At 69.8% G+C, this 14716-nt stretch carries 9 protein-coding genes and 1 riboswitch; of the genes, 6 read left to right on the top strand and 3 right to left on the bottom strand.

Features of this window, described 5'->3' with window-relative positions; translation table 11 throughout:
• Positions 1–85: 85 nt before the first annotated feature.
• A complete protein-coding gene (locus J2X65_RS18550) occupies positions 86–322 on the bottom strand; it encodes an Lrp/AsnC ligand binding domain-containing protein (protein WP_310203917.1) in 237 nt (78 codons plus the stop codon).
• 124 nt (positions 323–446) lie between these two features.
• A riboswitch (TPP riboswitch) is annotated at positions 447–572 on the top strand.
• A gap of 55 nt (positions 573–627) precedes the next feature.
• On the opposite strand from J2X65_RS18550, the gene thiD reads away from it, so the two are divergent.
• Positions 628–1473, top strand: coding sequence for a bifunctional hydroxymethylpyrimidine kinase/phosphomethylpyrimidine kinase (gene thiD / locus J2X65_RS18555; RefSeq protein ID WP_310203920.1), 846 nt, complete (start codon positions 628–630; stop codon positions 1471–1473).
• Between the two features lie 100 nt (positions 1474–1573).
• Positions 1574–2707, top strand: coding sequence for an MFS transporter (locus J2X65_RS18560; RefSeq protein ID WP_310203924.1), 1134 nt, complete (start codon positions 1574–1576; stop codon positions 2705–2707).
• Between the two features lie 16 nt (positions 2708–2723).
• Here J2X65_RS18560 and dgcA read toward each other — a convergent pair whose 3' ends face one another.
• A complete protein-coding gene (gene dgcA / locus J2X65_RS18565) occupies positions 2724–3701 on the bottom strand; it encodes an N-acetyl-D-Glu racemase DgcA (protein WP_310203928.1) in 978 nt (325 codons plus the stop codon).
• Between the two features lie 278 nt (positions 3702–3979).
• On the opposite strand from dgcA, the gene J2X65_RS18570 reads away from it, so the two are divergent.
• From J2X65_RS18570 to J2X65_RS18585, 4 genes are read left to right on the top strand one after another with little or no spacing between them, the layout of a single operon-like run.
• Positions 3980–5128: an ABC transporter permease gene (locus J2X65_RS18570; protein WP_310203933.1), complete on the top strand. Its 1149-nt coding sequence runs from the start codon at positions 3980–3982 to the stop codon at positions 5126–5128.
• 9 nt (positions 5129–5137) lie between these two features.
• On the top strand, positions 5138–5968 hold the full coding sequence (locus J2X65_RS18575; protein ID WP_310203936.1) for an ABC transporter ATP-binding protein: 831 nt from the start codon (positions 5138–5140) through the stop codon (positions 5966–5968).
• Positions 5969–5977: 9 nt separating this feature from the next.
• Entirely contained in the window at positions 5978–7024 is a 1047-nt protein-coding gene (locus J2X65_RS18580) for an MlaD family protein (RefSeq protein WP_310203938.1), read from the top strand.
• 41 nt (positions 7025–7065) lie between these two features.
• The gene (locus J2X65_RS18585) at positions 7066–7677 is read left to right on the top strand and encodes an ABC-type transport auxiliary lipoprotein family protein (protein WP_310203940.1); all 612 of its coding nucleotides are present in this window, start codon (positions 7066–7068) and stop codon (positions 7675–7677) included.
• A gap of 701 nt (positions 7678–8378) precedes the next feature.
• On the opposite strand, the gene J2X65_RS18590 is transcribed toward J2X65_RS18585, so the two are convergent.
• The gene (locus J2X65_RS18590; RefSeq protein WP_310203942.1) at positions 8379–14567 is read right to left on the bottom strand and encodes an apolipoprotein acyltransferase; all 6189 of its coding nucleotides are present in this window, start codon (positions 14565–14567) and stop codon (positions 8379–8381) included.
• Between the last annotated feature and the right edge of the window lie 149 nt (positions 14568–14716).

Here is a 14716-nt window from a genome sequence, read left to right on the forward strand (position 1 = left end):
GCCGCCCGGCGGTCCGGTAACCTGACGCCACATGCGGGCCGCCCGGCGGTCCGGCAGCCCGGTTTCGTTTGACCGTCGACGACGGTCAGAACGCCTTGAAGGTGATGATGGTGCGGGTGTCCTGGATGCCGGGAATGGTCTGCACCTTCTGGTTCACGAAATGGCCGATATCGGTTTCCGAAGGTACGTAGAACTTCACCAGAAGGTCGAAATCCCCGGCCGTGGAATAGATTTCCGACGCGATCTCGGCATCGGCAAGGGCATTGGCCACCTCGTAGGAGCGGCCGAGATGGCATTTGATCTGCATGAAGAAGGGGACCATGGCGGGATTCCGGTAGCCTGAACGTGTGCCGCCACAGGACCAGAAGGGCACCGCCGGCGCAACCCCCGGCGGGGAAGCGTTCGCCGCCTTGCGCCGGGCGACGGCATCGCTTAACTCATTGGCGACGATCGCGTTGGGGTGTCCCGCAGGCGAGCTGCGGGGCTGAGAGGCGATGCCGGGAGGAATTCCGGTGCCAACCCACGAACCTGATCCGGGTCATGCCGGCGGAGGAAACGGGTCGCGCGCAACGGGGCATTCGCGCCCCGCACGGACGCGCCCGGCCTTCGGCGGCCAGGAGGCGCCGAATGAGTGAGCAGACGACCACCGCCGACACCGTACCCACCGCCATCGCCGTGACCATAGCCGGCTCGGATTCCGGCGGTGGCGCCGGAATCCAGGCCGACCTCAAGACCTTCTCGGCACTCGGCGTCTACGGCGCCAGCGTCATCACCGCGCTGACCGCACAGAATACGCTGGGCGTAACCGGCATTCACGACGTGCCCCCCGGCTTCATCGCCGCGCAGTTGGATGCGGTGTTTTCCGACCTCAAGGTCGACGCGGTGAAGATCGGCATGCTCTCGCGCCCCGAAGTGATCGAGACGGTGGCGGAGGGGCTCGACCGGCACCGGCTCGGCACCGTGGTGCTCGACCCGGTGATGGTGGCGGCCTCCGGCGACCGGCTGCTGGTACCGGAAGCCATTGACAGCCTGCGCCGCCAATTACTGCCGCGGGCGCTGCTGATCACTCCCAACCTGCCGGAAGCGGCGGCGCTGCTCGACGAGGCCCCGGCGGCCGGACTTGCCGATGCGCGCCGGCAGGCCGAGAAGCTGCGCGCGCTCGGCGCCCGCGCGGTGCTGATCAAGGGTGGTCATGGCGAAGGACCGGACAGCGTCGACGTGCTGCTCGACGATGCCGGTTTCCTGGAATTGTCGGCGCCGCGGCTCGCCACCCGCAACACCCACGGCACCGGCTGCACGCTCTCCTCCGCCATCGCCGCCGGACTGGCGCGGGGCCTGGCGCTCCGCCCGGCGGTGGAAGCGGCCAAAGCCTATCTCACCCGCGCCATCGGCGCTGCCGACCAGCTGGAGATCGGGCACGGCCATGGGCCGGTGCACCATTTCCACGCCTGGTGGGGCAAAGGCGGCCATTAAGGGTCTTGGCGGCGGGCGGGCATTCGCAGCGGTGGCGGGTGGTGCTATCGCAGCGCCTGCCGCGCATTCCGCGCGAGTCGGTTCCTGCGCCCGTGCCGTCGTGATCGTCCAGCGCCGCATCATCGCCAGCGTCTATGTCGGGCTGTTCTTCGGCATCGGCATCTATCTGCCGTTCTTCCCGGTCTGGCTGGCCGGTCGGGGCTATGACGCCGCTTTCATCGCCGTGGCGCTGTCGGTGCCGCTGCTGGCGCGGCTGTGTACCCAGCCGCTCGGCGGCTTCCTCGCCGACCGTACCGGACGGCCGCGGCTGACGGTGATCCTGTACTCGCTCGCCTCGGCGCTCTGCTTCCTTGCGGTGCTGGCGGCACCGGGACCCTGGACCATGCTGGCGGCGCTCGGCCTCGCCTCGGTGTTCTGGCAGCCGACGCTGCCGGTGCTCGATGCCTATACGGTAGCGCGACGCCGGGCGATCGGCCTCGATTATGGCCGCACGCGGCTCTGGGGCTCGATCAGCTTCATCGGCGGCAGCCTCGTGGGCGGAGCGGTGCTTGGCGCGTTTCCCGGCGACGGCATCCTCTGGCTGATCGTGGCGGGATGCCTCGCCTGCGCGCTGCTGGCGCTGCCGCTGGAGGAGGCTTCGACCCCGGGCGCAAGGCGCGAGGTTGCCGGCGGGCGCATCCCGCCCGTGCTGGTGCTCGGCCTCGGCGCGGCGGCGCTGGTGCAGGGCTCGCACGGCGTGCTCTACGCCTTCTCGTCGCTGCACTGGCAGGCCCAGGGCTTGAGCGGCGCCGCCATCGGCGCACTGTGGGCGGTGGGGGTGATGGCCGAGGTGCTGCTGTTCCATTTCGGCACCCGGCTGACCGCGCGGCTGGGGCCGGCGCTGCTGATCGCCCTGGGCGGGGGCTGCGTGGTGATCCGCTTCGCCGCGATGGGCCTCGATCCGCCGGCGGCGCTGCTGCCGCTGCTGCAGACGCTGCACGCCGGCACTTTCGCCTGCACCTATCTCGGCATGGTGGAGCTGGTGGCGCGCCATGCTCCCGCCGGTCGCGGGGCGAGCCTGCAGGCGATGGCGACCTGGGGGGTGACGATCGGCGTGGCGCTGACCACGCTGGCGGCCGGACCGCTATGGAGCCGCGTCGGTGCCGCAACCTTCTTCCTCGCGGCCGGGCTGGGCGGGGTCGGCGCGGTGCTGGCACTGCTCACCCATCGCCTGCGGTCCCGCGACGACGGATGAGGTGCGGCCCGGCGGCTCAGCCCCAGAGCTCCGGTGCCGGCGGAAAGACGAGGCTGCCCTCATAGCGCAGCGCCGGCTCGCGGTCGCGCGCCAGCAGCAGCGGGCCATCGAGATCGACGATGCGGGCGAGGCCGGCGAGCAGCAGCGCCGGCGCCATGGCGAGCGAGGTCGCCACCATGCAGCCCACCATGATGTCGAGCCCGGCGGCGCGGGCCTCGCGCGCCAAGGCCAGCGCCTCGGTGAGCCCGCCGGTCTTGTCGAGCTTGACGTTGACGGCGTCGTAGCGGCCGACCAGCCCGGCGAGACTGTCGCGGCCATGCGCGCTCTCATCGGCGCAGACCGGCACGGGGCGCGGGAGATCGGCCAGCGCCGCGTCGGCACCCGCGGGCAGCGGCTGCTCGATCAGGGTGACGCCGGCGCGGACACAGGCATCGAAATGCAGGGCCAGCTCCTCGGCGCGCCAGCCTTCATTGGCATCGACGATCAACTCGCTCGCCGGCGCCGCGGCACGGATGGCGGCCAGCCGCTCGGCATCGCCGGGAGCGCCGAGCTTCAGCTTGAGCAGCGGGCGGGCGGCGGCGCGGGCGGCCTCGGCCATCGCTTCCGGCGTATCGAGGCTGATCGTGTAGGCGGTGACGACGCGCTGCGGCGCCGGCAGGCCGGCGAGCTCGAAGACGCGCCGACCGCTCCGTTTGGCCTCGAGATCCCACAGGGCACAGTCGAGGGCGTTGCGGGCGGCGCCCGGCGGCAGCCGCCGCTGCAAGGCGTGGCGATCCAGGCCGGCGGCGATCTCATCGGCGAGGGCTTCCAGTGTCGCGACCGTGGCCGCGACGCTCTCGCCATAACGCGGATAGGGCACGCATTCGCCGCGCCCGACATGGGCACCATCCCGTATCTCGGCCACGACGACCGCCGCCTCGGTCTTGGAGCCGCGGGCGATGGTGAAGCGCCCGGCAATGGGAAATCGTTCGGTGCGGACGAGCAACTGGGGCATGGGTCAACGGCAAAGCGAGAGGCGCGAATCGGCGCATGGCAAAGGTGGGCTCGAGTGTGCCGCCAAATGTGGCGTCAGGGCGTCACAGGGAAAGCACAGTGCCGCGCCGTCCATCGTTCAACTGTACAGTATTACCTCCAATCGCCGGGCGGCCGCACCCGTACCCTCGACAGCGGGACCTTCGCGCGGATAAGAGGTTAGCAGGAATTTGCGGCTGACCGCCCGATTCCTGCGATGCCATTTTGGCGCGCGCCGCGCGTGGAAGAGGGGAACCGGAATTGGGAGCCGCTGAAGCACCGCTGCTCGCCGCGGCTCGCAACGGGCGCGAGCTGGTGGTCGTCGGAAACGGCCGATGGGTCGCAACGCAGAGCGCCGCCCTCGAAGGCGCGGTGGATGCGGTGCTGGCCGAGGCCGGCAGCGGTGCCACCGGGACGGTGCGGATCGACCTTTCCGGCGTGCGCAGCCTCGATACGGTTGGCGCGGTGATGGTCGACAGGCTGGTGCGCAGCCTCGGCGAGAACGGAACGAAGATCGGTCTCGTCGGTCTCGAGCGTCGCTTCCAGCCGCTGTTGAACGAAATCACTCAGGGCTGCCACGAGGTGCCGCCGGCGCGGCGCCATCTCAACCCCATCATCGGTGGGCTCGATGTGACCGGCCGCACGGTGGTGGCGACCGTCAAGGATTCGCTGCTGTTTCTCTCCTTCATCGGAGCGGTGACGGCGGCATTGCTGCGGGTGGTGGTGCGGCCGACGACGTTCCGCTGGACCTCGATGGTGTTCCATCTGGAGCGGGCCGGCCTGCGAGCGGTACCGATCATCGCGCTGATGACGTTCCTGATCGGCTGCATCATTGCCCAGCAGGGCATCTTCCATTTCCGCCGTTTCGGCGCCACCACCTATGTGGTCGACATGGTGGGCATCCTCACCTTGCGCGAACTCGGCGTTCTGATCGTCTCGATCATGGTCGCGGGGCGCTCGGGCAGCGCCTTCACCGCCGAGCTCGGCGCGATGAAGATGCGCGAGGAGGTCGATGCGCTGCGGGTGATGGGCTTCGATCCCAACGAGGTGCTGGTGCTGCCGCGCCTGGTGGCGCTGATCATCGCCGTGCCGCTGCTCACCTTCATCGGTTCGATGTGCGCGCTGTTCGGCGGCGGGCTGGTGGCCTGGCTTTATGGCGGCATCTCGCCGGAGATCTTCATCAACCGGCTGCGCGAGGCGATCTCGCTGAACACCTTCGAGGTCGGGATGATCAAGGCGCCGTTCATGGCCGCCATCATCGGCCTGATCGCCTGCATGGAGGGCATGCGGGTGGGCGGCTCGTCGGAATCGCTCGGCACCCACACCACCGCCTCGGTGGTGAAGGCGATCTTCCTGGTGATCGTGGTGGACGGCCTGTTTGCCATGTTCTTCGCCGCGATCGACATGTAGGGGCCGGCGATGCAGCTCGAGACCGATCGCGTCCCTTCCCATGCCGAAACGAATGACGAGGCGATCATCCGCGTCCGCGACCTCGTGGTCGCCTTCGGCGAGCGCAAGATCCTCAAGGGCCTGTCGCTGGATGTGCGGCGCGGCGAGATCCTTGGCTTCGTCGGCGCCTCCGGCGGCGGCAAGTCGGTGCTCACCCGCACCATTCTCGGCCTGGTGCCGAAAGCCTCCGGCACGGTGCAGGTGTTCGGCGAGGATCTCGATGAATTGACCTTCGAGGAGCGTCGCAAGGTCGAGCAGCGCTGGGGGGTGCTGTTCCAGCAGGGGGCGCTGTTCTCTTCGCTCACCGTGAAGCAGAACATCCAGTTCCCGATGCGCGAATTCCTCACCATGTCGCATCGGCTGATGAACGAGGTGGCCCTCGCCAAGGTGGAGATGGTGGGGCTTCCGCCCGACGTCCTGGAAAAGATGCCCTCCGAGCTGTCGGGCGGCATGATCAAGCGCGTCGCGCTCGCCCGCGCGCTGGCGCTTGACCCGGAAATCCTGTTCCTCGACGAGCCGACCTCGGGCCTCGACCCGATCGGCGCCGGCGAGTTCGACGATCTGATCGCCACGCTGCAGCAGACTTTGGGCCTGACCGTATTCATGGTAACGCACGATCTCGACAGCCTGCACAGCGTCTGCGACCGAATCGCGGCCCTTGCCGACGGCAAGGTGATCGCGGTGGGACCAATCGAAGCGATGCTGAAGTCCGACCATCCCTGGGTGCATGCCTATTTCCATGGCAAGCGGGCGCGGGCGGCAGGTATCGGCCCGCAGAACGGCCACGACGAGGGACGGTGAGACCGGACGATGGAAACGCGTGCCAATTATACAATCATCGGCCTGTTTACCCTCCTGGTGGTTGCCGCGGGCTTCGCCTTCGTGTGGTGGTTCAACGGCTCGGCCTCGCGCGGGCCGCGCGCCCTCTACGACGTGGTGTTCAACGGCCCGGTGAGCGGCTTGCAGACCGGCTCGGCCGTCACCTTCAACGGCATACCCGTCGGCGAGGTGACCGGGTTGCGGCTCGATGCGCTCGACCCGCGCCGGGTGGTGGCGACCATCGCCGTGCAGCCGTCGACGCCGGTGAAATCGGACACCCGCGCCGAGCTCAACGCCCAGGTGCTGACCGGCCTCGCCTCGGTGGGACTGGTCGGTGGCCTGGCATCCGCCGAGCCGCTGCAGCCCCCGGCGGAGGGCCAGTTGCCGCGCATCGAGGCGGATGCCGGGGCGGTGCAGGATCTCGTGCAGGGGGCCAAGCAGATCATGGGCCGGGTCGACGATGTGGTGCGTCGCGTCGATGACCTCCTGCGTGAGAACGAGGGCAAGATCGGCTCGGTGATCGACAATGTCGACAAGTTCACCACCGTGCTCGGCAACAATGCCGACAACATCAACGGCGTTATTGCCGATGTCGGCGCGGCGGCGCGGCGGATCGATCAGCTGGCGGCCAATCTCGACAAGACGGTGCAGGCGGTGGACCCGGAAAAGGTGCGGTCGACGGTGAACGACATCAGCGGCTTCACCTCGCGGCTCGGCACCATGTCGGACAAGGTCGACAGCATTCTCGACAACGTCAACGCACTGACCACCAGCGAGGAAGGCAAGGGTATGTTCAACGAGATTTCCTCTGCTGCCGCCGAAGTGCGGAAGCTGGCGGCCAATCTCGACGTGCGCACCGCCGAACTGACGAAGAACCTCAACCAGTTCACCGGACCCGGCCTGCGGCAATACGAGGCGCTGGCCGCCGACGGCCGTCGCACCCTGGCCGAGATCGAGCGGGTTTTCCGCAATCTCGAACGCAACCCGCGCCAGTTCATCTTTGGCGGGTCGTCGGTTCCCAGCTACACTGGACGGTAATGATGGCTGGGCGTGAATTTAAAACGGGTGGGGGCCTGCGCGTGGGAGTTCTGGACGGACGGCGTCGGCTGCGCCGCGCCGCGGTAGCGCTGGCGATGTCGATGTCGCTGGGTGGTTGTGCCTCCCTGCTCGGCAGCAAGCCGATACCTACTTTCGATCTTTCGGCGCCGGCCGGCTTCACGGCGCCGCGCAGCATGCCGGGCGTGCTGTCGGTGAGCACGCCGGCGGCGCTGCAGGTGCTCGACACCCAGCAGATCGTCGTCGAACCGCGTCCGGGCCAGATCACCTATCTCGGCGATGCCCAGTGGAGCGACCGGCTGCCGGCGCTGCTGCAGGCCCGGCTGATCGAGACCTTCGAGAACGGCACCGGCGGGCGGTGGGTGACGCGGGCCGGCGACGGGGTGGTGGCCGATTATCAGCTGCTCACCGACATCCGCACCTTCGGGTTGCGGACCCATGACGGCACCGAGGCGGTGGTGGAGATTTCCGCCCGCATCGTCGCCGGCACCAGCGGGCGCATCGTGGCGGCGCGGGTGTTCACCGGCCGGGCGGCGGCGGCCGGCACCAGCGGGCCGGAAGCGACGCGGGCGCTGGACGAGGCATCCAATCAGGTGCTCACCGAGCTGGTGACCTGGGCCTCGGCCCGGCGCTGAGCCGGCGGGCCGAGGCGCTGCGACTCGCCCGGGCGATATTTGGCTCACGGGAGTTCCGCGACGGCGTCGTCCCCGACGGGCGCCCATCGACAAGCACGATCCTGAACGGCCGGGAGAAATCCGACGGTCCGCCGGGCGGCTGCCGAGGCGGAGCAGATCCGCGACGTGATCCGGGCGCCGAGCACGCGGCAGGTCCGGGCGGCCTGGTTGGCGTGCAGGTTGGCGGGGCTGGCCGGCGGCGTGGCGCGGCTGCACGCGCGGCGACCCATCGCTTGAATGTTCCTGCATTTTCCTCGGCGTGTCCCCGATGGCCGCGGCCCATCCGGCCCGGCGCCGCTGGTGCTGCGGCTCTGTGCCTTTCGGCTGGCGGCTTTGCCCTCGCTGCGTCCGACAGAACGGCGCGCCTGCGCCCATGGCAGGCGGCGGGAGCTTGCCTTCTCCGCCCGCCTCATTGCGGACAGGTCGTGACCCTGAGGTGAGGGGCGTCGCCGGCTGGGAGGCGTCCGGCGAGCGCCGGATGCGTGGCCCCGTGAGAGCCAATGACGGCTTGGTCGAGCTCAGGCTTGGGACTGCCGGTTCTCACCTTCCGGGCTGGCGGAACCGCTGCCGGCGGGGCGCTGCCGCCCTCGCTGTCTCCGCACCTCTGAAAACGGAACGGGCGCCACGCGGGCGCCCGTCCTGTAGCGCGATGGATCTTCCGCTCAGTCGAAGCGACCGGCGGCGTGGGCGAGGAGCGTATAGACCTTGCCGGTGTCCGAGGTGAGATAGGTGTTGGTCAGCGCCTGGCCGCGCTCGTCGCGCGAGATCTGCTCGAGCAGCCGCTCGAATTCCAGGATGTAGCGATCCACCGTGTCGCGGAATTCGAGGTCGCGGCGATATTTGCGGCGGATCTCCTCGAAGGTCTGCTGACCCTGCATGGTGTAGAGCCGGCGGGTGAAAACATTGCGCTCGCCGCGCTTGTAGCGCTCCCACAGCTCCACCGCCGCTTCGTGGTCGATCATCCGGGCGATATCGACCGAAAGCGAATCCAGCGATTCGATGGTGTGCTGCACCGGGCGCTCATTGACCGGCGGCCGGGGTTCGGCCGGACGAGCGGGCGTCGGCGTGCGCGCCGTACGGGGCGCGGGAGCGGCGGCCTCCGTGTCGGCGCGGGCCAGCAATTCGGACAGCCAGCCGCTCTGGGCATCCGGTGCCGCGGGCGGCGGGGTCGGTGCCGGCCGGCGGACCGGCAGGGGGGGAGCCGCCTGGGGCCGCGCCGCGGAAGCCGGAGTCGAGGGGGCCGGAGTCGAGGGGCGGGGGGCGGGCTCGTAGCGGGGGGCTTCGGTGCGCGCCGGCATTGCCGGACGCGGGGCCTCGGCGCGACGAGCGGGCTCGGCCGCCCGCGTGGGGGCGGGGGCGGGGGCAGGGGCCGGCGCAGGGGCGGTCTGACGGTTGCGCGCGCCGGTGTCGATATCGAGCGCCCGGCCATGGCGGGCGACGATGTCGTTGAGCTCGGCCAGCGCCTTGATCTGGTCGCTGACCGTACGGCGCAACGCTGCGGCGCTGGCCTCGGTCTCTTCCGGCAGCACGAGAATGCCGCGCTTCAGCTCGTCGCGGGTGCTCTCCAGCAGGCCCTGGATGTCGTTGGCGGACCGGCGCAGCTCGTCGGCGGTGCCGGTGAAGCTCTCCTGGGCCTTGGCCATCAGGGCGCTCACCTCGTCCACCGCCTGCTCATAGGTGCGGTGGAGATCGGCGATAGTGCGCTCACGCTCGCTCTCGACCGACTGGCGCAGCTTTTCCTGCTGGGTGACGACGGCATCGGCCGAAGAGCTGGCGCTCTCGACAATGCTGCGCGCCAGCTCGGCAGCGCGGGTCTCGGCCCGGGCGAAGGTGTCGTCGAGCGCGCGGGCATAGTCGGCGAGCCTGCCGTCGATCTCGCCGGTGCGGGCCTTCAACGTGTCGGCGAGGGTCAGCAGCGCCTCGTGGCGGCCGCCGAGCGTCTCGTCGAGATTCTCGTGGGCCGAGCCGAGGGCGGTGGCAACATCGGTGATGAGGCCGGCCTGTTCGCTGAAGCTGCGGGTGAGCGTCGAGACATCCTGCAGCACATCGGTCGAAACCGAACGCAGCTCGCGAATCTGTTCGTCCAGGCGGCCGGAGGCGAGCTGGCTCGTCTCCTCGATGCTGGCGACGGTGGAGCGGAAGCTGTCAAGCCGCGCGGAGATCGAGTTTTCGATTTCCGCCAGATTGGCCGTGGAGCCGGCGAGAACGTCCTGCAGCTGGACGTTGACGTCGCCGAGCCGCTCCAGCAGGCCGACGACATCCCCGCGCAGCGATTCATTGGTGAGGGCGATCTCGGCCACCGCGGCGCGGCCGCTCTCGGCGATCGCGTCGACGATGCTGGTGCCGCGTCCATCGAGGGTGGCGGTGATCTCCTCGCTGAGGCGGGCCAGCTCGGAGGACGCGAAGTCGGCGGTCTGACGGGCGGCGTCGACGATGGCGCCGCCGCGACCGTCGAGGTCGCTCACCAGCTGCTCGCTGATGCGCGCCAGTTCGGCGGCAGCAGTTTCCGCGGTTAGGCGGGCGGCATCGACGATGGCATTGCCACGTCCGTCGAGGGTGCCGGCCAATTCCTCGCCGATGCGCACCAGTTCGGATGAGGCGAACTCGGCCGCCTGGCGGGCGGCGTCGACGATGGCGTTGCCGCGCCCGTCCAGGGTGCCGGTCAGCTCGTCACCGATGCGCGCCAGCTCGGCGGCGGCATATTCGGTGGTCTGGCGGGCGGCGCCGACAATCGCCTCGCCGCGGCCATCGATCGAGCCGAGGAAGGCCTCGCTGACACGGGCCAGTTCGGCGGCGGCGTAATCGGTGGTCTGGCGGGCGGCATCGACGATGGACTCGCTGCGCCCGTCGAGCGCCTGCACCAGCTCGTCGCTGAGGCGGGCAAGTTCCACAGCGGCGGCTTCGGCGGTCTGGCGGGCCACCTGGACCATGGCTTCGCCACGGCCGTCAAGGGAGGCGACGAACTCGTCGCTGACGCGGGCGAGCTCGGCGGTTGCGGCTTCAGCGGTCTGGCGGGCGGCGCCGACCATGGCTTCGCCGCGACCGTCGAGGGAGGCGACGAACTCCTCGCTGACACGGGCGAGCTCGGCGGTGGCCGCTTCCGCGGTCTGGCGAGCGGCGCCAACCATGGCGTCGCCGCGACCATCGAGCGAAACCGCGAAGTCCTCGCTGACGCGAGCGAGCTCGGCGGCGGCGAATTCGGCCGTCTGGCGGGCGGTCTCGACGATGGTGCCACCGCGCTCGTCGAGCTCGCGAACGAACTGCTCGGTGAGCCGCAGGAATTCGGCAGAGGTGACGTCGCTCGACTGGCGCAACACCTCGACCAGCTGGGCGCTGCGGCCGTCAATGTCGCTGACCAGGGCGGCAGAGTTGCGGCTGAGTTCCTCGGTGAGCTGGCCGCCGGCCTGCTGCATGGCGGCGACAACCTCGCCGCTCTGGCTCCGCAGGTTGGAGATCAGATCGTCGCCGACCCGCGCCATGTCGCCGGCGGCACCGGCCGTGGAGCGCTGGAAGGCATCGAGAAGGCCGACGGTGCGGGCTTCGACGGCGCTCAGCACCTCGTCGCTGACGCGCATCAGCTGCTCGGAGCGCTCGCTGGTGGTCGCCTCGAAGGCGGAGACGATGACGCCGGAACGCGATTCCAGCGTGTGCAGCAGCTCTTCGCTGGCCCGCTGGATGTCTTCCATCGCACCGGTGCGGGTGCGGTCGATCGCCTGCACCAGCGTGTCGCGGTGATCGTCGAGGGCGGCGAGCATCTCGGTCGAGCTGCGGCCGATCTCGCTGGTGATGCCGACGCTGCGATCCTCCAGCGCCGCGAGCAGGCCATTGCCGCGCTCGTCGAACAGCCGGCCGATCTCCTCGGTACGCGCGTCGAACAGCGAGGCGACGTCACCCGCGCGGTCGGCCAGGGTGCGGCTGACATTATCGATGAGGACGGTGAGGTTCTGCTCGATGTCGTTCGCCTCGCCACGCAGCTGGCCGGCGACGGCGCCGACGCGCTGGCCGAGCAGATCGGCCATGGCGGCGCCGCGCACTTCCACCGAGGTGGCGACGCTTTCCAGCCGCCCGACGACGGTTTCCTCGAAGCGGTTGACCCGGGCGTCCAGCACTTCGGCGATGTCGCGCGAGCGGTCGGCGAGCGTGCGGTCGGCGAACTCGATGCGCTGCCCGATCTCCTCGGTCACGCCGCGGGCGCGATCCTCGAAGAAGCCGTCCAGCATCGCCAGCGACTGGCTCATGGCGTCATTGGCCGACTGCGCGCCATCGGCGAGGGTGCGGGCGGCCTGATCCATGCGCTCGGTGAGCGACTCCGTGACCTGGCGGGCGCGGTCGGCAAAGAAGCTGTCGAGCGTGCCGAGCGACTTGTCCATCGCCTCGGTGGCGAGCTGGGCGCCTTCCGTCAGGGTCTTGGCGAATTCGACGGTGCGGCCGGACAGCGTGTCGTTGAGGCCTTCGAGCCCACGGTCGAGCACGCCCTCGATATTGGCGAGGCGCTGGTCCAACGCGGCGGTGACCTGCTCGGTCTTGGCCGAGACCTGGTCGTCGAAGCCGGTAAGATTGACGTCCATCGCGCGGGAGATGGTCTCGACCCGCTCGGTGATGCGCTCGACGATGTCGGAGCCATGGGTCTGCAGAACGGTATCGAAATCGCGCAGACCATCGGTGATCTGGCGGCCGAGCAGGGCGGTGTCGGAGCCGATGCGGTCGGCAAGCTCGTTGCCGCGCACCGAGAGGGTCTCCTCGATCGCCTTGATGCGGGTGGTGAGCAACTCGCGCACCGCGTCGCTGCGCGAGGCGAGGGAGGAGGTGGCCGTCTCCACGCTCTCGCGGAACTGCTGGTCGGCGCGCTGGCTACGCTGGGCGATGGTCTGGGCCACCCCGTTGCCGACTGCCAGGAGCTGCTCGCTCATCGCGCCGCCGCGCTGCGCGAGATCCTGGCCGAACTGCTCCGCCGACGCCGCAAGCGTGTCGTGCACGCCGGCGCTGGCCAGGGTGATCTGGTGAACGACGCGCTCGCCGGTCTCACCCAGCAGCCGCTCGAGATCGCCGCCGCGGCCCTCGATGGTTTCGTAGATGCGATTGCTGGTGTCGGCGATGCGGTCGGCGAGGTCGTCGCCGCGCACGGTGATGGTGTCGGCAACACGCGCGCCGGTCTCTTCCAGCTTGCGCACCACCTCGCCACCGCGCACCGACAGGTCGAGCACCAGCCCGTCGCCAGTGCTCTTCAGCGTCTGGTTCACCTCGCCCGCCCGCACCGCGATCTCGTCGGCGAGGCGGGTGCCGGTGGCGACCAGCGCATCGGTGATGTCGCTGGAGCGACTGCTCAGCGTTTCCGTCAAATTCAGCGTCGCGGCGGTCAGCTTGGCGCCGAGTTCGTCGGTGCGGCTGGTCACCACGTCGGAGAGCTCGCTGGCGGTGCGCATCAGCCGGTCGCCGATCTCGTCGGTGCGGCTCGCCAGGGTGGTGGCGAGCTCGCCGGTAATGCCGGACAGGCGTGTGGTGATCTCCTCGGACTGGCTGCCGAGAGTGGAAATCAGCTTGTCGCTGGCGCTGGACAGGTTGGTGTTGACGTCGGCGCCGGTCGATTGCAGGCGGTTGATCAGGTCGCCGCCCTTGTCGGACAGCGCGTCGATGATGGTATCGCCGACGCGGCCAAGCGCCAGGGTGATGTGCTCGCCCTTGTCCGACAGCGTGGCGGTGACACGGTCGGCCGCCTCGGAAACGGTGGAGTTGATGCGCTCGCTGACGCCGTCCACCTCATGGGTGAAGGAGAAATGCGCCGCGGCGATCGCTTCGCGGACGTGTTCCGCATGCGACAGCACCATCTCGCGCTCGCCCTGCAGCCGCTCGATGAGCTGGCGCATGCGCGTCTCGTTCACCTCATAGGCGCGCTCGAGCTCGGAGACTTCGGAGCGTACCAGCATTTCCAGCTCGCTGGCGCGGCTGAGATTGCGATGGATCTCCTCGTCGACCGCCGGCACGGCGGACTGGAGGCGGGTGGGCGGGGCGGCCTCGACGGCGGCGGCCGGCACCGCCGCCGGCTCGGCGAGGCGCATGGCGACCTGCGCCATGGACTGGGCGACGATGCGCATCTCCTGCATCCGGCGCGACATCGCCGCCAGGGTGAAGAAGAAGGCCGGCGGGACGATGAGGCCCGCCGCCACGGCGAGTGCGGCCGGCGAGGTCAACATCTGCGAGACGTCAAAGCCGGTGCCGCGGAACGCGGTGGCCGCCAGCGCGCTGCCCGCCGCGATCCAGGCCACCGAGACCCCGCTGGCGAGATAATAGGGCGCGGCGGACGGACGGCGCTGCAGCGCCGCCAGCAGCTGGCCGATGGACTGGCGGTCGTCATTGGCGGCACGCGGACCGGCCGCGGCGCCCGGGGACAGCTCGTTGCGGCCCGCGGCGCGGGGGGCGGGCGCCGGCTCGGCGAATTCCGGGCGCGGAATATCGAGGATTGGTGGCGGGCCGAGGCGGTTGGCCACCGGCTCGTCGTCGGCCTCCGACAGCGTGGCGTCGAAATCGCCGAGCTCGACATCGCGCGTGGGCGAGCCATCGGCGTCGAAGTCCATCTCTGTGTCGAAATCGTCGCGCGAGCGCACCTCGATCCGCGGACCCTCGGGATCGCGGGCCGGCAGCAGGTCGGCAGCCTCGGCCTCGGGGAGGGCACCGGCCTCGCCGGCCTCCTGCCGTGCTTCATCCGCTTCCTCGGCGCCCGATGTCACGTGCGGAGGATCTGCCCGTTGGGCGCGCACCTCTTCCTCGGCGAGGTCAAGGCTCAGGGCCTCCTCGATCGCCGAAAGCGCCGCTTCGGCGGGATCCTGATGCACCTTTTTCGTGCTCGTCGACATAGGCGGTCGCCTCCGGTCCTTACGCAACTCCGAACGGCTCGCGCCGCCGTGCCGGGGTATGCGGTCCCCGCCTTCCCTTCAGGGTTTTCCGGCGCACGTCATGCGCTGGACCGGCAAATCGCCGGAAAGCCTTGTCGGAACGGCAGTTC

The sequence above is a fragment of the Ancylobacter sp. 3268 genome (assembly GCF_031456575.1).
GTDB lineage: Bacteria > Pseudomonadota > Alphaproteobacteria > Rhizobiales > Xanthobacteraceae > Ancylobacter.

Bases quoted from the DNA above. Each gene is read 5' to 3' on its own strand.
- thiD (WP_310203920.1), top strand. From the start codon at position 628: ATGAGTGAGCAGACGACCACCGCCGACACCGTACCCACCGCCATCGCC.
- J2X65_RS18590 (WP_310203942.1), bottom strand. From the start codon at position 14,567: ATGTCGACGAGCACGAAAAAGGTGCATCAGGATCCCGCCGAAGCGGCG.
- dgcA (WP_310203928.1), bottom strand. From the start codon at position 3,701: ATGCCCCAGTTGCTCGTCCGCACCGAACGATTTCCCATTGCCGGGCGC.
- J2X65_RS18550 (WP_310203917.1), bottom strand. From the start codon at position 322: ATGGTCCCCTTCTTCATGCAGATCAAATGCCATCTCGGCCGCTCCTAC.
- J2X65_RS18575 (WP_310203936.1), top strand. From the start codon at position 5,138: ATGCAGCTCGAGACCGATCGCGTCCCTTCCCATGCCGAAACGAATGAC.
- J2X65_RS18580 (WP_310203938.1), top strand. From the start codon at position 5,978: ATGGAAACGCGTGCCAATTATACAATCATCGGCCTGTTTACCCTCCTG.